Origin of the sequence: uncultured Deefgea sp. (assembly GCF_947072475.1) — a bacterium.
Taxonomy (GTDB): Bacteria; Pseudomonadota; Gammaproteobacteria; order Burkholderiales; family Chitinibacteraceae; genus Deefgea.
In genome coordinates this window covers 72,101-90,611 of record NZ_CAMTIA010000007.1, presented here as the reverse complement: position 1 = coordinate 90,611, position 18,511 = coordinate 72,101, and the positions used below count along the sequence as shown (strand labels likewise).

The window sequence follows — 18,511 nt, the reverse complement described above, 5'->3', positions numbered from 1 at the left end:
CCAGAAAGCCCGATTCGAAAGAGTCGGGCTTTTTGCTGTCCGGCGTTTGTGCGCGGTCTATCGTGAATGGGCGCTGGAACAAAATTTAGATACCCATATATAGTATTACGCTCTATGTTACGAATATAAATGATTCTAGATGTATACCTATAGATTTTGAGATAAAAAACATAGCATGCCAGTGTTTAATTTGAAATTGAGCTGGTTTGGTGGCGGCACTACCGGGGTATTACCAGCTTGCGGCCAGATGGCTGAGGCCTTAGGCAAGATGATAGATACCTATGTGCGGTATCTGATTGTGGGGCTTGCTGTTTATGCTTTTTATGGATATACCTTTGATTGAGTTGTGCCATGATTGCGTGGTCTTATTGTTTCGCAAGGATACGATGTTATGACTTGGTTTGTTTACATTTTAGTTTGCCGAGGGAATAAACTGTATACCGGTATAACTACGGATGTAGAGCGTCGATATGCACAGCATTTAAACGGTAGAGGTGCGCGTTATACACGGGCCTTTCCTCCTGAACGAATTTTAATAAGCTGGCCTTGTCGTCATCAGAGTATTGCTTTGCGGGTTGAATATAGAATTAAGCAGTTAACTACGTTACAAAAGTGGGCTTTAGTTGATCGCTCGATAAGTTTGGGAAATGAATTGATTTGTGTTGCAGGAATTTGGACTGAAGTAAATTGAGGCTGATAAAAATCACGATGAATTTAATAAACTCGCCGTGATTATAAAAAAACTAACTAGCCCCGTTGTAAGCAAATTGAAAAGCACTTCCCAGTATGCGCAGCAAAGCCAATGAACAAGCCACATCTACGCTGGAAGGGTTACCTATTCCCTCATTGATTACGCAAAACTACTTAAGTCGGCCTGCCAAGCTTGGTTTGAATACTACTGATCTAAGTCTTTGATTTGTATATAAATAGAATCAACAGCATTCAAACTATCTGTGGCGTTCGCACTTAAGCATTTTTTTATTGGTCTAATTTGTAAATTGTTTTACGTAGGACAAATAATAAAGCGAGTCCTGGTAATGCAATTACCGCTGAAGTAATAAAGAAATTTGACCAGCCGACTGCCGTAACTAAATAGCCCGATGCTGGGCCGACATAAACGCGGCCAAAAGCAGTTAATGCCGATAATAGGGCGTATTGAGTTGCGGTAAAATTGGGGTTGCATAAGCTCATTAATAGGGCGACAGCGGCGGTTGTTCCCATTCCACCGGCTAGATTTTCGGTGCTGATTGCAAATAATAATAGCGGGATATCTGGAGAGCCATGAATGGCAATAAGCCAATATCCTAAGTTGGTTAGGGCTTGTAATACGCCAAAAATTAAGAGCGATTTATACAGACCCCAGCGTAACATTAATATTGCGCCAGCAAAGCCTCCGACTAAAGTCGCAACTAAACCAAATACTTTATACGCTTGGCCAATAATTGATTTGCTATATCCCATGTCGAGCAAGAATTTGGTGGATAAGCTGCCGGCAAATGCGTCGCCGAGTTTATAAGCCACCACTAAGGCTAATAAAATCCATGCGCCATCGCGGGAAAAAAATTCTTTTAATGGGTCGATAATCGCTGAGCGTAGACTTTGTGGCGGCTTGGTTTGTAATACGGGCTCGGGCGATAAGAACGTGACGATGGCCATTGTGGCCATAACCCCTGCCATAACCAAGTAAGTTTGTTCCCACGTCAAAATACCATCAGCCAGAATGAGTGCTACGGCGCCCGATGTGAGCATGGCCATTCGATAGCCGAAGACCCCAACAGCCGCCCCAGCTCCGCGCTCTTCCGGTTGCAGTACTTCAGTGCGGTAAGCATCAATGACCACGTCTTGCGTTGCTGAAAAGAAGGCAATTAATAGTGCCATCAAGGCAAATGTGGCCAAATGAGTTTGTGGATCGAGGCCGCTCATTTTGGCGATGACTACGGCGAGCGCAATTTGAGATACTAAAATCCAGCCTCGGCGACGCCCTAAAAAAGGCATTGGAAAACGATCGACTAAAGGTGACCATAGAAATTTCCAAGTGTAAGGTTGTCCGACCAAGGTAAACCAACCGATGGTTTTAATATCTAAACCGGCATCCGATAACCACGCTTGCAGTGTGGATCCTGTGAGCGCTAATGGCAGACCAGAAGCAAAGCCAAGTAGCATTGCCGCACAAATTCGCCGATTGTTAAAAACGGCAAGATATTTAGAAAGCATGGGAGTATTGCCCTGTGATTGATTATTTTGAAGGACTTTATAGCAATACCCTGTTTATATTACATAGTCGTAATCGATCACCAGTGGCGCATGATCAGAGAACTTTTCATCTTTGTAAACGTAAGCTTGTTTGGCGGTGGCGGCCAGCTGTGGGGTTGCGATTTGATAATCAATACGCCAGCCAACGTCTTTGGCGTAGGCTTGACCTCGGTTGCTCCACCAGGTGTAGCCTGGGATTTCGGGGTAAAGCGTACGCCAAACATCCACTAGCTGTAATTCACTGAGCATGCGCGTAAACCAAGCGCGTTCTTCGGGTAGAAAACCTGAATTCTTTAAATTGCCTTTCCAGTTTTTTAAGTCAATTTCATTGTGGGCAATGTTCCAGTCGCCCATCACGATAACATCACGACCCGACGCCGATAATGTGGCCAGATGGGCCCAAAAATGATCCAAAAAGACAAATTTAACCGCTTGGCGCTCTTCTGAGGACGAGCCAGAAGGCAGATAGAGTGAAACCACCGATAAATTAGCAAACCGAACTTCTAGATAGCGCCCTTCAGCGTCGATTTCAGGAATCCCTAGGCCGACAATCACTTGATCAGCGGGGCGGCGGCAGTACAGACCGACGCCGCTATAGCCTTTTTTTTCGGCGTAATGGAAATAGCCGGTCAGCCCTGTGGGATTTTGCATTTCAAGGTTTAAATCAGCGGCCTGTGCTTTCAATTCTTGTACGCCAATGATGTCGGCATTTTGGCTCGCTAACCAAGTTAAAAAACCTTTGCTGGTGGCTGAGCGAATACCGTTGAGGTTGGCTGAAATGATGCGCACGGGGAGAAATCCTTGTTCAAGGGTGATATGCTTCGGGGTTGATATAAATAGTAATGATTTTAGAGGGATTATTCCGCATGACTGACTTTCGCCGCGACTTCATCCGTTTTGCTGTAGAGCAACAAGTACTTTGTTTTGGCGATTTTATCACCAAAGCAGGCCGTGCTTCGCCGTACTTTTTTAATGCCGGACTTTTTAGTGACGGCACTTCCGTCGGTGAATTGGCGCGATTTTACGCGCAGGCTGCGCTGGCCTCGGGCGTGAAGTTCGATGTTTTATTTGGACCGGCTTACAAAGGTATTGTTCTTGCATCAGCGACAGCGGTTGCGCTATCGAGTGCTGGGCATAATGTGCCTTTTGTTTTTAATCGCAAAGAAGCGAAAGACCATGGCGAAGGTGGCGTTTTGGTTGGTGCGCCACTGCAAGGTCGGGTGATGATTATTGATGATGTGATTTCTGCCGGTACCTCGGTGCGCGAGTCCGTCAACCTGATTCGCGCCGCTGGTGCAGAGCCAGCTGGGGTGTTGATTGCATTGGATAGGATGGAGCGTGGGCAGGGCAATTTATCGGCGGTTCAAGAGGTTGAACAGCAGTTTGGTATTCCGGTGATTCCGATTGCAACGTTACAAGATTTATTAGGATTTCTTGCAGAAAAAAAAGGAATGACTGACAATCTAGATAGAGTACAAAGTTATCGTAGTCAGTATGGTATTGATTAATTAAAGGGTAGATATGCGTTTTGTGTGGGTATTGCCATTGTTACTGTTTTATCAGCTGAGCTACGCAGCACTTTATCGCTGGGTTGATGAGGCCGGTAAGGTGCAATATAGCGATAAACCGCCGGTTGGTCAGTCAAAATCTCTAATGGAATTAGATCGATCAGCGCGTGTGCGCAAAGGTAATGAGGCAATACTCACGCCAGAAGAAAAACGCGTGTTAGCAGAAAAAAAACGGGCAGAGCAAGAATTGCAACGTGCTGATAAGGCGCTATTGCAATCGTTTGCTAAGCCAGAAGAAGTGGACTTGTTGCGTGATCGACAGGTTGCTGCGATGGATGCCGGAATGCAAACGTATATTTTACGAAAAACTACTTTGCAAAAACGCTTGGAAGCACAGCAATCTAAATTAGACAAACTCAATAATAAGCAACTCGCAATTTCTGCTGAATTACTAGCGGATGTTGCGGTAACAAAAAAAGAATTAACTGATATTGATAAAGCAATTGCAACTCAGCAGCGTGCCGTTATTGCCATAAAAGAAAAAGCGGATATGCAGAAAAAACGCTTAATTGAGTTAAGAAATATTCAGCCCCATTAATTTTTATTACAATGAGTCCTTCGTTGGTGAGCGATTGAATTTGCGGTATTCGTTGAGGACGCAAAAATAAGAATCAATATCCAATTCATTCTTTGCGAGATACAAATAATATGATTGAAAATACTACACAAATTCGTGCCGTACTCGGGATTGATATTGGTGGCACGGGCATTAAAGGCGCACCTGTCAATGTCGCAACGGGTGAGTTTTTGGCTGAGCGGCATCGCATTGATACGCCTCAGCCCGCCACGCCAGAAGCGATTGGGCAAGTGCTTAAGCAATTGGTTGAGCATTTTGCATGGACAGGGCCAATCGGCTGTACTTTTCCGGCCATTGTACATAATGGCGTCACTTTGTCGGCCGCGAATGTCGATCAAAGCTGGATTCAAGCGCCAGCGCAAGAAATTTTGGCTCAAGCGACGGGTTTGCCATTGGTTTTAATGAATGATGCGGATGCTGCTGGTTTGGCTGAAGTGGTGTTTGGTGCTGCGAAGGGCCGGCAGGGCAAAACAATAGTGATTACATTAGGGACCGGGATTGGTAGCGCCTTAATAGTCGATGGTCAATTGGTGAGCAATACCGAATTTGGGCATCTGATTTTTCCAAGTGACGAAATCGCGGAAAAATATTGTTCGGCTAAAGTGAAAGAAGATACGGCAATGAAATGGCCGGTCTTTACTGAACGACTGAATCAATATTTATTGCATTTACAATTGTTGTTCTCGCCCGACTTTTTGATTATCGGTGGTGGAATCAGTAAAAAACATGAAAAATTTATCCCAAACTTAAAAGATTTACGTTTTCCTGTGGTGCCCGCTGATTTAAAAAATGATGCGGGGATTGTTGGGGCCGCACTGGAGGCCGCTCGGCATTCTGGCATTTAAAATCGCTTCTATTTGAATTTCTCCCTCAAAATCTAAAAATGCACCGTATTTGCGGTGCGTTTTTTATGTCTGGTGCTGATGCATACTCGCTGAAGTCATGATGCTTCGAATAAAATCGCATGAAAAATTGCGCAGAATACACCGATTAGGCAACTAAAATTCAGTTTTATTGCCGTGAATTCCTCGCGCAAGTCTCTGTTTTGTCTTAGAATATTCGCCCTTTGCTTTTATTTGGAAATGCGCCATGCGCTATCCCGTTCGATATGATGTGATTGTAGTTGGTGGTGGTCACGCCGGTACTGAAGCCGCCCTCGCCAGCGCCCGTATGGGGCGTAAAACCTTGTTGCTGACGCACAATATTGAAACCTTAGGACAAATGAGCTGCAATCCGTCCATTGGCGGGATTGGTAAAGGGCATTTGGTGAAAGAGGTTGATGCCTTAGGTGGCGCAATGGCCTTGGCGACCGACATGGGCGGGATTCAGTTTAAAACGCTTAATGCCAGTAAAGGCCCGGCAGTGCGCGCAACTCGCGCGCAGGCGGATCGAGTTTTATATAAAGCCGCGATTCGTGGCATGTTGGAAAATCAAGAAAATCTAGATATTTTCCAGCAAGCCGTCGACGACTTGCTGCTCGATGGCGATAAAGTCATTGGCGCTGTGACGCAAATTGGTATTGAGTTTATGGCCGCTAGCGTGGTGCTGACTGCTGGGACTTTCTTGGGTGGCAAAATCCACGTCGGCTTAGAAAGCCATATTGGTGGTCGCGCCGGTGATCCCGCATCGGTGACGTTATCACATCGTTTGCGTGAATTGAACTTGCCGGTTGGACGTTTAAAGACTGGGACGCCGCCACGGATTGATGGTCGGACGATTAATTTAAGTATTTTGCCGATTCAGCCGGGCGACACGCCAGAACCGGTATTTTCTGTACGCGGTTCACGCGCCATGCATCCACGGCAAATGCCGTGCTGGATTGCGCAAACTAATGCGCGAACGCATGACATTATCCGCTCTGGTTTTGATCGCAGCCCAATGTTTACTGGCAAGATCGAAGGGGTCGGCCCGCGTTATTGCCCGAGTATTGAAGACAAAATTAATCGTTTTGCCGATAAAGATAGCCATCAGATTTTCCTTGAGCCCGAAGGCTTAACGACGCATGAATTTTATCCGAACGGTATCTCAACCAGCTTGCCGTTTGATATCCAATTGGCCGCAGTGCAGTCGATGGTGGGTCTGGAGAATGCGCGGATTATTCGTCCGGGCTATGCGATTGAATATGATTATTTTGATCCGCGCGCGCTTAAAAATAGCTTTGAATCCAAAGCCATTGCCGGCTTGTTCTTTGCTGGGCAAGTCAATGGCACGACCGGCTATGAAGAGGCCGCCGCGCAGGGCTTGTTTGCCGGTTTGAATGCGGCTTTATATGCGCGTGATGAAGCGCCATGGTGCCCGGGTCGTGATGAGGCGTACCTTGGGGTATTGGTAGACGATCTAGTTACTAAGGGCGTTACCGAGCCATACCGTATGTTTACTAGTCGTGCTGAATTCCGTCTGCAATTGCGTGAAGATAACGCCGATTTGCGTTTGACCGAGCATGGTCGTCGCTTAGGCTTGGTTGGCGATGCACAATGGCAGGCGTTTGAGATCAAGCGTGAAGCGATTGCGGCTGAACTTGAGCGGATGAAATCGACGTGGGTGAATCCACGAATTTTGGCTGCCGCCGATGCCGAACGGGTATTGGGAAAAGCCATTGAGCGTGAATACACTTTGGCTGAATTATTACGCCGTCCCGAAGTGACTTATGACAGTTTAATGACGCTGGCCGTCGCCGGACCCGGTGTCAGCGACGCGACTGTGGCAGAACAGATCGAAATAAACGTTAAATATCAGGGTTATATCGAACGACAACAATTAGAGGTCGCAAAACGCGATACTCTAGAAGATGTTGCGCTGCCAGATGACTTTGATTACAGCGTAATTTCAGGATTATCTAAAGAAATTCAACAAAAATTAAGCACACAGCGTCCACAAACATTAGGTTTGGCTTCACGAATTTCGGGTGTGACGCCAGCAGCGTTGGCCTTGTTGGTGGTGTACTTGAAAAAAAATCAGCGGGTCGCCGCCGTGAATGAGGAATTGAAATGAGCGTGGTTGTGGATAAAAATTTAGCCGAGATGCTCGCCATGGGCTTGGCTGACATGGGTCTTGACCTGAGCATCGAGCAGCAAAATAAATTATTGGCCTACGTTGGCTTATTAGAAAAATGGAATAAAACCTACAGTTTGACCGCAATTCGTGAGCCTGAACGGATGGTGCCACATCATTTGCTCGATTCATTAGCGCCGCTCGCCAAATTGCCTGACCACGCTTTACGCATGTTGGATGTCGGCTCGGGTTTTGGTACGCCAGGCATTCCATTGGCGATTGCGCGGCCTGATTGGCAGTTGACTCTATTGGATTCAAATCACAAAAAAACCACGTTTTTGCGACAAGCGATTTTAGAGTTAAAACTCGACAATATCAGCGTAGTCACCGATCGCGTCGAAGCGTATCAACCAGAAACGGGGTTTCAGGTGATTACTTCGCGCGCGTTTGCTGAGTTGTCTGAGTTTGTACGTTTGACCGGGCATTTATTGGCCGATGGGGGCGAGTGGGCAGCACTTAAGGGGGTATATCCCTATGAGGAAATAGCACTATTGCCTGCAGGCGTACACGTGGTGGGGGTAGATAGTCTAGCCGTGCCAGGTTTAGATGCCGAGCGGCATTTAGTCCATGTGATGAAAGTGGTTTGAGTGTCGGCCGCATCACCTTAAAGCGCTTCAAATCCCGATGGGAACGACGATGAAAGTGTTGGCAATAGCGAATCAGAAAGGGGGCGTTGGTAAAACGACCACGGCAGTGAATTTGGCTGCCAGTTTGGCGCATTTGGGTCAGCGTGTGTTGCTGGTTGATCTTGATCCACAGGCCAATGCCACGATGGGCTCTGGGATTGATAAATCCAAGCTAAAACATTCAATCTATTCTTTATTGCTCGGTGATTCGACGATCGCGCAAACCACGCAACATTCCGAAAGTGGCGGCTTTGATTTGTTGCCGGCCTCGCGCGATTTAGCCGGGGCTGAAGTTGAGCTGGTCGATGCTGCTGAACGCGAAACGCGATTGAAAGCGGCGTTGTCACAAGTGAATCATCAGTACGATTATGCCTTGCTCGATTGTCCTCCGGCACTGAATTTACTGACGCTCAATGGCTTGGTTGCTGCTGATGCAGTACTGATCCCAATGCAGTGCGAATACTATGCATTGGAAGGGCTGTCTGATTTGGTGAATACACTGCGCCGGATTAAGCAAAGTTTGAATAAAAAGATCGAAATAGAAGGTTTACTTCGCACTATGTTCGATCCGCGCTCGACGTTAGCGCAACAAGTTTCAGAGCAATTGGTGAAGCATTTTACCAGCAAGCTGTATCACACCGTCATCCCGCGTAATGTGCGTTTGGCCGAAGCGCCGAGTTATGGCCGTCCGATTTTGGCGTATGACAAATCGTCGAAAGGGGCGCAAGCCTATTTGCAATTGGCGAACGAAATGTTGGCGCGACATGCCACCGGCGATATTGCGCCGAGTATATGAAATGATCGTTGTGCAAGGTCATGATTGCGTAGCGTCGATTAATTTGCGCTTTGTATTCCCCGGTTTTTAGGATGAACACGCATGGTGAGTAAAAAATTTAAAGGTTTGGGGCGCGGTTTAGATGCGCTGATGGGGGACCCATCGGTGGGCGATACACTAAAAACCTTGGCACTGGACGTGTTGCAACCCGGTAAATATCAGCCTCGTTCCTCAATGGATGAGGTGGCGCTCAATGAGTTGGCCGACTCAATTCGCACGCAAGGCTTGATGCAACCGGTTTTGGTGCGTGAAATCGACATTGATCGTTATGAAATTATTGCTGGCGAGCGTCGTTGGCGAGCGTGTTTGCTAGCTGGCCTCACTGAAATTCCGGCCTTGGTGCGAGTGATTGCCGATGAGGCTGCACTGGCAATGGCCTTGATTGAGAATATCCAGCGCGAAGATCTCAACCCGCTGGAAGAAGCGGTTGGTATTCAGCGTTTAATCGATGAATTTGGTTTAACGCAAGAAGCGGCAGCGCAAGCCGTGGGAAAATCACGCTCAAGTGTGGCAAATTTATTACGTTTATTGCACTTAACTGAGCCAGTACGGGAAATCCTACTGCGCGGCGAAATAGATATGGGGCATGCTCGCGCTTTGTTGCCGCTCAATACCCTGCAGCAATTAGAGGCGGCACGTTTGGTGGTATTAAAAGGCCTATCGGTTCGAGAGGTTGAAGCCTTAGTCAAAAAAATGCAGCAAGAGCCGATGACCATCAAGCAGCAAAAGCCAGATCCTGATGTGCTGCGCTTGCAGGAGGAAGTGTCGAGCCGGATTGGCGCACGGGTTGTTATTCAATCGGGCAAGAAGGGGAGTGGTCGGGTAACGATTGAGTACGGTAGTTTGGATCAACTGGATGCTTTGTTGGCTCGGTTGTAAGCTTTATAAAAACTACTTGTCATTAAATTGACGGTCAAAACGATCGAAATGCATAGCGCTTTGATTTATTACGTTTTTAGAAAGACATTAGCTATTTTTTAACTTCGATTTTTTTTGCAAAAAATAAAAATAAATCCACCAAAGTCAACGGTAATAAATTGACGCAAGGCAAATCAACTCCGTATAATCGCGTCGTTTGTCTTACGGTGATGTGATGTACGGGAAGGCACAGATTCGTGGCATCATTCGATTACAAATCGGATTTACGATGCTCCTTACAATTGCACTACTTTTGATTGTGGATCAGAAGGCGGCAATTGCAAGTTTTTCAGGTGGATTAATTGCAGTTTTAGGCAGCGTGTTGTATTCGTTGATTGCCTATCGTGCTCGATTAGCTGCCGCAGCAGAATTGTTGCGACGCCACTTTGCAGCCGAAATGGCAAAGCTTTCAGTAACGCTGCTTGCATTCGCAGCGTTCTTTATGTTTTATCGGGATGTCGCTTGGGCTTGGGTATTCGCAGGATACTTAGTTGCAGCTAGCGCCTACTGGTTTGGGCTTTTAATTAAATTTGACGGTAAAAAGTAAATTATGGCACAAGATGCAACTAGTTATATCCAGCACCATTTGACCTTTGCAAAGACTGATTTATTCGGCGGTTTCCATTTGGATTCTTTCTGGATTTCTTTGGCATTGGGCATGTTGTTTGTCGGCGTATTTGCCTACGTTGCTCGTAAAGCAACGCCAGGCGTACCGGGCCGTTTGCAAAACTTTGTTGAGTTGATTGTTGAGATGGTCGACAACCAAATCAAGGATGCTTTCCACGGCAAATCAAAAGTAATTGGCCCATTGTCATTGACGATCTTTTGCTGGGTCTTCTTGATGAATGCAATGGACTTATTGCCGGTTGATTTGTTGCCAACTTTTGCCCAATGGTATGGTCATACTTTCTACGGTGCCGATCCACATCATGTTTATTTGCGCGTCGTTCCAACGGCTGACGTTAACGTGACTTTTGCGATGTCGTTAACTGTTTTGCTGATGATTATTGGCTTCTCAATCTCTGCTAAAGGTTTGTTTGGCTGGATTAAAGAACTATTTACTGCGCCGTTTCATGCTGAAAGCTTGCCGATGATTATTTTGCTAGCGCCAGCGAATTTCGCGATGCAAATGGTTGAGATGATTGCTAAGCCAGTTTCATTGTCACTACGTCTGTTCGGTAATATGTATGCCGGTGAGTTGATCTTTATCTTGATCGCTTTGCTGCCTTGGTGGATTAACTGGGTACTTGGCACGCCATGGGCGATCTTCCATATCTTGGTGATTACGCTGCAAGCCTTCGTCTTTATGATGTTGACGATTGTTTACTTGAGCTTGGCTGTAGAAGACCATTGATTTTAAGTCTAGTGACGTGTATCGGTTGGGTGCACGGCATTAGACTCAGTTTTACCCAACCTCGTAACTTTTGAATCAAACTAGGAGTCTCAAAATGGTTTCACCTGAAGTAATTGCTTCCGTACAAGGCATGACTGTTATCGCTGCTGCGATCATCATTGGTTTGGCTGCTATTGGTACTGCACTTGGTTTTGCTATCCTCGGTGGCAAATTTCTTGAGTCTGCTGCTCGTCAGCCAGAAATGATTCCAGTTTTGCAAACTAAACTGTTTATTATCGCTGGTCTGTTGGATGCGATTTCGATGATTGGCGTTGGTGTGGCTATGCTTTACACCTTCAACAACCCATTCCTGGCTGCTCTGACTGTTGCTGCTCAATAATCTTTTGATCAGCCTTTAAGGAGGACATTCAGCGTGGAATTTAATTCGTCTCTCATAGGTCAGATGATCACTTTTGGTCTCTTGATCCTGTTCACGATGAAGTTCGTTTGGCCTCCGCTGACCAAGATGATGGATGAGCGTGCTAAACGCATTGCAGATGGCTTGGCCTCTGCAGATCGTGCCAAACAAGATCTTGAGAATGCTGAGAAAAAATCAGCAGAAAAACTGCGTGAAGCAAAACAAAGCGCAGCCGAGATCATTGCTCAAGCCGAAAAACGTGCAGCGCAACTTGTCGATGAAGCTAAGGGTACTGCCAAAGTGGAAGGCGAACGCCTGATCGCTGGCGCCCAAGGTGAAATCGAGCAGCAAATTCAGCAAGCTAAAGAAACGCTTCGTCAGCAAGTTGCCGTATTGGCAATCGCTGGTGCTGAGCAGATCTTACGTCGCGAAATCGACGCAGCGAAGCATGCTGATATGCTGTCATCCATCAAAGCGGAATTGTAAGATAGTCATGGCAGAACTTATAACCGTCGCTAGACCCTACGCCGAGGCCGTTTTCCGGCTGGCTAAAGAAGGCAATACGCTTTCTCAATGGTCGGATACGCTTGCTAATCTGGCGCTTATTGCCCAGAACCAAGAGATTCTTGACGTAGTGGCTAATCCAAAGTGTTCTGCTGATCAAATCCAGGAGCTGTTGGTTGGGCTTCTGGGTGCTGACGCAAACGCCGAGGTTAAAAACTTCCTGGCAGCAGTGCTCGAAAATCGTCGTTTTGCCACTTTACCGGCTGTATCGACGTTATTTGAACAACTGAAAGCGGCAGACGAAGGTGTAGCGCAAGCGCACATAGAATCTGCTTTTGCTATGACTGATGCCCAACTGGCCGAACTGACGGCTACGCTCACTCAGCAACTTAAACGCAAGATTAGCGCCGATGTTAGCGTCAACCCCGAGTTAATCGGTGGTGTGAAAGTAACGATTGGTGACTTAGTTATTGATGCCTCAGTTAGTGGCAAATTAACTGCCCTTGCGACAAGCCTGAAGAGTTAGGAGAAATCATGCAACTTAATCCGTCCGAAATCAGTGAACTGATTAAAGCTCGGATCCAAAATCTACCCCAAGGCGCACAATCCAGCACGACTGGTACTGTAGTGTCGGTAACTGACGGTATCGTGCGCGTGCACGGTTTGTCGGAAGTTATGCAAGGTGAGATGTTGGAATTCCCGGGTAATACCTTCGGTCTGGCGCTTAACTTAGAGCGCGATTCTGTAGGTGCTGTTATTTTAGGTGACTACAAACACATCGCCGAAGGTGATGTTGTTAAGTGTACTGGCCGTATCTTGGAAGTACCTATTGGTCGTGAGTTGATCGGTCGCGTTGTGAACGCTTTGGGTCAACCCATCGACGGCAAAGGCCCATTGGGTACAACGCTCACTGCGCCGATTGAAAAAATCGCGCCGGGTGTTATTGCACGTCAATCGGTATCACAACCATTGCAGACCGGTATCAAGTCAATTGATACCATGGTGCCAGTGGGTCGTGGTCAGCGCGAATTGATCATTGGTGACCGCCAAACGGGTAAAACTGCAGTTGCACTCGATGCGATCATTAACCAAAAAGGTACTGGCGTTACTTGTATCTATGTGGCGATTGGTCAAAAAGCATCTTCGATTGCAAACGTAGTGCGCAAGTTGGAAGAGCACGGTGCTTTGAGCCACACGATTATTGTTGCTGCTGCTGCTTCTGAAGCCGCAGCACTGCAATACATCGCTGCGTACTCAGGCTGCACGATGGGCGAATATTTCCGTGACCTCGGTGAAGATGCCTTGATCGTATACGATGATTTGTCTAAGCAAGCTGTTGCTTATCGTCAAATTTCGTTGCTCTTGCGTCGTCCTCCGGGTCGTGAAGCATTCCCTGGCGACGTTTTCTATCTCCACAGCCGCTTGTTGGAACGCGCATCGCGTATCAATGCAGTGGAAGTTGAGCGCTTGACTAAGGGTGCAGTGAAAGGCAAAACCGGTTCATTGACCGCATTGCCAATTATTGAAACTCAAGCTGGTGACGTTTCTGCCTTTGTACCAACCAACGTAATTTCGATTACTGATGGTCAGATTTTCTTGGAAACTGACTTGTTCAACGCGGGTATTCGCCCTGCGATGAATGCGGGTATTTCGGTATCGCGTGTCGGTGGTGCTGCGCAAACTAAAGTCATCAAGAAATTGGGTGGCGGCGTGCGTTTGGCTTTGGCTCAGTACCGTGAATTGGCCGCATTTGCCCAGTTCGCCTCTGATCTTGACGAAGCAACACGCAAGCAGTTGGAACGCGGCAAGATGGTGACTGAGTTGATGAAACAAGCTCAGTACAGCCCGATGAAAGTGGGTGAGTTGGGTGTAACCCTGCTTTTGATTAACAAAGGCGTTTATGACGACGTTGCTGTTGATCGCGCACTGGCATTTGAAGCTGCATTCCTTAGTCATCTCAAAGCCAATCATGCTGATGTATTGGCACGTGTTGATGACAAGGGCGAGCTGTCTTCTGATGATGAAGCAGCCATTATGAAAGCAGTTGAAGCCTTTAAAGCCGGCGCTGCTTACTGATTTGAGACGTTGATAAAAGGATCAAATCATGGCAAGCGGTAAAGAGATTCGTACTAAGATCAAAAGCGTAAAAAATACGCAGAAGATCACCCGCGCCATGGAAATGGTTGCCACGTCGAAAATGCGCAAGGCTCAAGAGCGTATGAAGGCGGCTCGCCCTTACGGTGAAAAAATCCGTAATGTGGTTGGCCACTTGAGCCAAGCTTTAGTCGATTATGAGCATCCATATCTCCAAAAGCGCGACACCGTCAAACGGGTTGGCCTGATTATTGTGTCTTCGGACAAAGGTCTGTGTGGTGGTTTAAACACCAACGCCCTGCGTGCGGCTTTCAATAAAATGAAAGACATGCACAAAGTTGATGTTGAAACGGTTATTACAGCGATTGGCAATAAAGGTCTGAGTTTCATGAAGCGCAATGGCGCGAAGGTTATTTCTTCGGCAATTGGTCTTGGTGATACGCCGCATCTTGAACAGCTAATTGGCCCGATCAAAGTAATGATCGATGCCTTTATCGCCGGTGAAGTAGACGAAGTTCATATCGTTTACACCCGTTTTATCAATACGATGAAACAAGAACCAGTGATTGAACAATTGCTACCGCTTGCGAGCGAAGCGTTTGAAAAACCGAAATCTGCGCACAACTGGGAATACCTGTATGAGCCAGATGCAAAAACGGTGATTGATGATTTGATGAACCGCTATATCGAGGCTTTGGTTTACCAAGCCGTAGCGGAAAATATCGCATCAGAACAAGCTTCACGTATGGTGGCAATGAAGGCTGCAACTGACAACGCTGACAATGTAATCGGCTCCCTGCAACTGCTATATAACAAAACGCGTCAAGCGGCAATTACGAAAGAACTTTCGGAAATTGTTGGCGGCGCGGCAGCAGTTTAATTGGGCCCTGACGGATTAACTGGATTAGGAAAAACGATGAGCCAAGGTAAAATCGTACAAATCATTGGGCCAGTTGTTGACGTGGAATTTCCGCGTGACAACATTCCCAAGGTGTATGACGCGCTCAAACTAGTCGGCGCAGAACTGACGCTGGAAGTTCAGCAGCAGCTCGGCGACGGCGTAGTGCGCGCCATTGCCATGGGTAGTACCGATGGTCTTAAACGCGGTACAGGCGTTACCAACACTGGTGCACCAATCATGGTGCCAGTAGGTAATGCAACGCTGGGCCGTATTATGGATGTATTGGGCAACCCGATTGATGATGCAGGCCCAGTGAACGGCGAAGCAACTCGCGCGATTCACCAAGCTGCACCAAAATTCGATGAGTTGAATCAATCGGTCGATCTATTAGAAACTGGTATCAAGGTGATTGACTTGATTTGCCCGTTTGCTAAGGGTGGTAAGGTTGGTCTGTTCGGTGGTGCCGGTGTCGGCAAAACCGTGAACATGATGGAATTGATCAATAACATTGCTAAAGCACATGCAGGTTTATCTGTATTTGCTGGTGTAGGTGAGCGTACTCGTGAGGGTAATGACTTCTACCACGAAATGAAGGACTCTAATGTTCTTGATAAAGTGGCAATGGTTTACGGTCAAATGAACGAGCCACCAGGCAACCGTTTACGCGTAGCGTTGACGGGTCTGTCGATCGCGGAACATTTCCGTGACGAAGGCCGTGACATCTTGTTCTTCGTCGACAACATCTATCGCTACACCCTTGCTGGTACTGAAGTTTCGGCACTATTGGGTCGTATGCCTTCAGCTGTGGGTTATCAACCGACATTGGCTGAAGAGATGGGTACATTGCAAGAACGGATTACATCGACCAAAACGGGTTCGATTACTTCGATTCAGGCTGTTTACGTTCCTGCTGATGACTTGACCGATCCATCACCAGCAACGACTTTTGCTCACTTGGATGCGACTGTTGTTCTGAGCCGTGATATTGCCTCGTTAGGTATCTACCCTGCGGTAGATCCACTCGATTCAACTTCACGTCAATTGGATCCGCAAGTGGTTGGCGATGAGCACTACTCTGTAGCGCGCGGCGTACAACAAACACTGCAAAAGTACAAAGAATTGCAAGACATTATCGCGATTCTGGGTATGGACGAATTGTCTCCAGAAGACAAATTGATCGTTACCCGTGCACGTAAGATTCAACGTTTCTTGTCGCAACCGTTCCATGTTGCTGAAGTGTTCACTGGCTCGCCAGGCAAGTACGTTCCGCTCAAAGAAACCCTCAAGGGCTTCAAGGGCATCTTGAATGGCGATTACGATCACCTTCCAGAGCAAGCCTTCTATATGGTTGGCGGCATCGAAGAAGCGATCGAAAAAGCCAAGTCGATGCAATAAGGGGTTAAGCGATGGCCATGAGCATGCGTGTGGACGTAGTTAGTGCTGAAGAGCTGATCTACTCTGGCTTAGCTGAGTTTATCTCAGCGCCTGCCGATAAGGGTGAGATTGGTATCTTGCCGCGGCACGCTCCGCTGTTGACCCGTATTCGTCCGGGCGCGATCCGTATTAAGGTCGCTAACTCGAACGAAGATGATGTCATTCTGTTTGTTTCAGGTGGCATGCTTGAAGTTCAACCGGATGTGGTAACAGTCTTGGCCGATACTGCGATTCGTGGCGCTGACATTGATGAAGCGAAGGCGTTAGAAGCTAAACGCCGCGCAGAAGACGCGTTGAAAAACCATTCTTCTTCGATGGACTTTGCGATGGCGCAGGCCGAATTGATGGATGCTGTAGCGAAACTTGCGGTAGTTTCTAAATTGAAACGCGGCGGCCATTAATTATTGCAATTGAGTTTGCAGTAATCGGATTGTAAAAATTAGAAAGGCAGCTTCGGCTGCCTTTTTCTTTATCAAGCGTGTGAGTTGCAAGTAGATAACGCAATAAAGTCATGTCATGCTGGGCGTGAACCACGCTGAAGATTAGAATAGCGACAAACTATTTATTATTTAGGAATGAATGATGGCTTCTGCATTAAACGTGGTCATTCTGGCTGCAGGGCAAGGTAAACGGATGTACTCTAGTTTGCCAAAAGTATTGCACCGTCTTGCGGGCAAACCGTTAGTCCAGCACGTGATTGATACTGCACGCCAATTACAGCCGCAAAAAATGGTCATTGTGTATGGCCATGGCGGCGAGCAAGTGCAAAAGCAATTGGCCGATCAGCCTGATTTAGCCTGGGCGTGTCAGGCAGAGCAGCTCGGTACGGGGCATGCCTTGGCGCAAGCTGTACCACAATGCGTTGGTGGCATTACCCTGATGCTGTATGGTGATGTGCCATTAACGCGTTTGACCACCATTGAAGCCTTACTGGCGGCCAGTACCGATGGCAAAGTCGGCATTCTGACCGATATTCTGGATGACGCAACCGGTTATGGCCGAATTGTTCGCAATACTGCCGGTCAGGTAACTTGCATTGTTGAGCAAAAAGATTGCTCAGTTGAGCAAGCCAAAATTACTGAAATGAATACCGGTATTTTGGCCTTACCGACGGCGCGTTTAGTCGGTTGGTTGGCTGAGCTCAAGAATGACAATGCACAAGGCGAGTATTATGCCACCGACTTAATCGCCCTTGCCGTGCGCGATGGGGTTGACATTGCGACGGTGCAGCCCTTGAATCACTGGGAAGCAGAAGGCATTAATAACAAGCTGCAGCTCGCTACCTTAGAGCGTATTTATCAAGGGGAAAATGCCAAAACCTTGTTAACTGCGGGTGTTGGCTTGGCCGATCCAGCGCGGATTGATGTACGCGGTACATTGACGCATGGACAAGATGTATTTATTGATGTGAATTGCATTTTTGAAGGCCAGGTCGTTTTGGGTCAAGGCGTGAGTATTGGCGCACATTGCGTACTAAAAAATGTCACGATTGCCGATGGTACGGTGATTCACCCATTTTGCCATTTGGAAGACGCGGTGGTGGGTGCCGGTAGTTTGATCGGTCCTTACGCCCGCTTGCGACCGGGCGCGCAATTGGCGGCGCAAGTGCATATTGGCAATTTTGTAGAAATTAAAAAGTCTAGCGTCGCGTTGGGCTCAAAAATTAATCATCTGAGCTATATCGGCGACGCAAAAATTGGCGCGGGTGTTAATGTGGGCGCTGGAACGATTACTTGTAATTATGATGGGGTGAATAAATTCACCACAATCATCGAAGATAATGTGTTTATTGGCAGTAATAATTGTCTGGTCGCGCCAGTGACCATTGGTGCGGGGGCAACGACAGGGGCGGGTTCGGTGATTAGCAAAAATGCGCCAGCAGGAGAATTGACGATTGCTCGGGCTAAACAGTTGACTGTACCTGCTTGGACGCGGCCTAAAAAAATATTGAAATAGTTCGATCGGATTTGGTTTTAAATGCGAGCTCGCACTAGCGCTG

The 18,511-nt window shown here is 47.2% G+C and carries 21 protein-coding genes; 19 read left to right on the top strand and 2 right to left on the bottom strand.

The features are described from left to right. Positions 1 to 175 precede the first annotated feature (175 nt). Together Q0V82_RS04495 and Q0V82_RS04490 are read left to right on the top strand one after the other, a co-directional pair. The gene (locus Q0V82_RS04495) at positions 176 to 343 is read left to right on the top strand and encodes a hypothetical protein (RefSeq protein WP_297573048.1); all 168 of its coding nucleotides are present in this window, start codon (positions 176 to 178) and stop codon (positions 341 to 343) included. Between the two features lie 48 nt (positions 344 to 391). Next, on the top strand, positions 392 to 691 hold the full coding sequence (locus Q0V82_RS04490; RefSeq protein ID WP_297573047.1) for a GIY-YIG nuclease family protein: 300 nt from the start codon (positions 392 to 394) through the stop codon (positions 689 to 691). Positions 692 to 978: 287 nt separating this feature from the next. On the opposite strand, the gene Q0V82_RS04485 is transcribed toward Q0V82_RS04490, so the two are convergent. Both Q0V82_RS04485 and Q0V82_RS04480 read right to left on the bottom strand, forming a co-directional pair. Beyond that, complete coding sequence (locus tag Q0V82_RS04485) at positions 979 to 2,214, bottom strand: MFS transporter (protein ID WP_297573046.1); 1,236 nt, start codon at positions 2,212 to 2,214, stop codon at positions 979 to 981. 54 nt (positions 2,215 to 2,268) lie between these two features. Then, entirely contained in the window at positions 2,269 to 3,042 is a 774-nt protein-coding gene (locus Q0V82_RS04480) for an exodeoxyribonuclease III (RefSeq protein ID WP_297573045.1), read from the bottom strand. Positions 3,043 to 3,119: 77 nt separating this feature from the next. Between Q0V82_RS04480 and pyrE the strand changes: the two genes are divergently transcribed. From pyrE to glmU, 17 genes are all read left to right on the top strand, one after another. Next, positions 3,120 to 3,761 carry an orotate phosphoribosyltransferase gene (pyrE, locus tag Q0V82_RS04475; protein ID WP_297573044.1) on the top strand — a complete coding sequence of 214 codons (642 nt, stop codon included), beginning with the start codon at positions 3,120 to 3,122 and terminating at the stop codon, positions 3,759 to 3,761. Between the two features lie 13 nt (positions 3,762 to 3,774). Then, the gene (locus tag Q0V82_RS04470; RefSeq protein WP_297573043.1) at positions 3,775 to 4,359 is read left to right on the top strand and encodes a DUF4124 domain-containing protein; all 585 of its coding nucleotides are present in this window, start codon (positions 3,775 to 3,777) and stop codon (positions 4,357 to 4,359) included. Between the two features lie 110 nt (positions 4,360 to 4,469). Beyond that, a complete protein-coding gene (gene ppgK, locus Q0V82_RS04465; RefSeq protein WP_297573042.1) occupies positions 4,470 to 5,243 on the top strand; it encodes a polyphosphate--glucose phosphotransferase in 774 nt (257 codons plus the stop codon). A gap of 244 nt (positions 5,244 to 5,487) precedes the next feature. Then, entirely contained in the window at positions 5,488 to 7,389 is a 1,902-nt protein-coding gene (gene mnmG / locus Q0V82_RS04460; protein WP_297573041.1) for a tRNA uridine-5-carboxymethylaminomethyl(34) synthesis enzyme MnmG, read from the top strand. Continuing rightward, the gene (gene rsmG, locus Q0V82_RS04455) at positions 7,386 to 8,036 is read left to right on the top strand and encodes a 16S rRNA (guanine(527)-N(7))-methyltransferase RsmG (protein WP_297573040.1); all 651 of its coding nucleotides are present in this window, start codon (positions 7,386 to 7,388) and stop codon (positions 8,034 to 8,036) included. The genes mnmG and rsmG overlap by 4 nt, the downstream gene beginning before the upstream one ends. Positions 8,037 to 8,085: 49 nt before the next feature. Next, positions 8,086 to 8,871 carry a ParA family protein gene (locus Q0V82_RS04450; RefSeq protein WP_297573039.1) on the top strand — a complete coding sequence of 262 codons (786 nt, stop codon included), beginning with the start codon at positions 8,086 to 8,088 and terminating at the stop codon, positions 8,869 to 8,871. An 81-nt stretch (positions 8,872 to 8,952) separates the two neighbouring features. Further along, positions 8,953 to 9,789, top strand: coding sequence for a ParB/RepB/Spo0J family partition protein (locus tag Q0V82_RS04445; RefSeq protein WP_297573038.1), 837 nt, complete (start codon positions 8,953 to 8,955; stop codon positions 9,787 to 9,789). A 214-nt stretch (positions 9,790 to 10,003) separates the two neighbouring features. Continuing rightward, positions 10,004 to 10,375, top strand: a complete 372-nt coding sequence (locus tag Q0V82_RS04440; RefSeq protein WP_226765194.1) for an ATP synthase subunit I — start codon at positions 10,004 to 10,006, stop codon at positions 10,373 to 10,375. Between the two features lie 3 nt (positions 10,376 to 10,378). After that, positions 10,379 to 11,182, top strand: coding sequence for a F0F1 ATP synthase subunit A (gene atpB, locus Q0V82_RS04435; RefSeq protein ID WP_297573037.1), 804 nt, complete (start codon positions 10,379 to 10,381; stop codon positions 11,180 to 11,182). Positions 11,183 to 11,294: 112 nt separating this feature from the next. Continuing rightward, the gene (atpE, locus tag Q0V82_RS04430; RefSeq protein ID WP_373277205.1) at positions 11,295 to 11,561 is read left to right on the top strand and encodes a F0F1 ATP synthase subunit C; all 267 of its coding nucleotides are present in this window, start codon (positions 11,295 to 11,297) and stop codon (positions 11,559 to 11,561) included. A gap of 33 nt (positions 11,562 to 11,594) precedes the next feature. Next, positions 11,595 to 12,065, top strand: a complete 471-nt coding sequence (locus Q0V82_RS04425; RefSeq protein ID WP_297573036.1) for a F0F1 ATP synthase subunit B — start codon at positions 11,595 to 11,597, stop codon at positions 12,063 to 12,065. A 7-nt stretch (positions 12,066 to 12,072) separates the two neighbouring features. Next, positions 12,073 to 12,609 (top strand): F0F1 ATP synthase subunit delta, encoded by a 537-nt coding sequence (locus tag Q0V82_RS04420; protein ID WP_297573035.1) that lies wholly within the window; start codon positions 12,073 to 12,075, stop codon positions 12,607 to 12,609. 8 nt (positions 12,610 to 12,617) lie between these two features. Beyond that, positions 12,618 to 14,159, top strand: a complete 1,542-nt coding sequence (gene atpA / locus Q0V82_RS04415) for a F0F1 ATP synthase subunit alpha (protein WP_297573034.1) — start codon at positions 12,618 to 12,620, stop codon at positions 14,157 to 14,159. 28 nt (positions 14,160 to 14,187) lie between these two features. Next, positions 14,188 to 15,057 carry a F0F1 ATP synthase subunit gamma gene (atpG, locus tag Q0V82_RS04410; RefSeq protein WP_297573033.1) on the top strand — a complete coding sequence of 290 codons (870 nt, stop codon included), beginning with the start codon at positions 14,188 to 14,190 and terminating at the stop codon, positions 15,055 to 15,057. A 36-nt stretch (positions 15,058 to 15,093) separates the two neighbouring features. After that, positions 15,094 to 16,473, top strand: coding sequence for a F0F1 ATP synthase subunit beta (atpD, locus tag Q0V82_RS04405; protein WP_297573032.1), 1,380 nt, complete (start codon positions 15,094 to 15,096; stop codon positions 16,471 to 16,473). 11 nt (positions 16,474 to 16,484) lie between these two features. Beyond that, a complete protein-coding gene (locus Q0V82_RS04400; protein WP_297573031.1) occupies positions 16,485 to 16,913 on the top strand; it encodes a F0F1 ATP synthase subunit epsilon in 429 nt (142 codons plus the stop codon). 178 nt (positions 16,914 to 17,091) lie between these two features. After that, positions 17,092 to 18,468, top strand: coding sequence for a bifunctional UDP-N-acetylglucosamine diphosphorylase/glucosamine-1-phosphate N-acetyltransferase GlmU (gene glmU, locus Q0V82_RS04395; protein WP_297573030.1), 1,377 nt, complete (start codon positions 17,092 to 17,094; stop codon positions 18,466 to 18,468). The last annotated feature ends 43 nt before the right edge of the window (positions 18,469 to 18,511 follow it).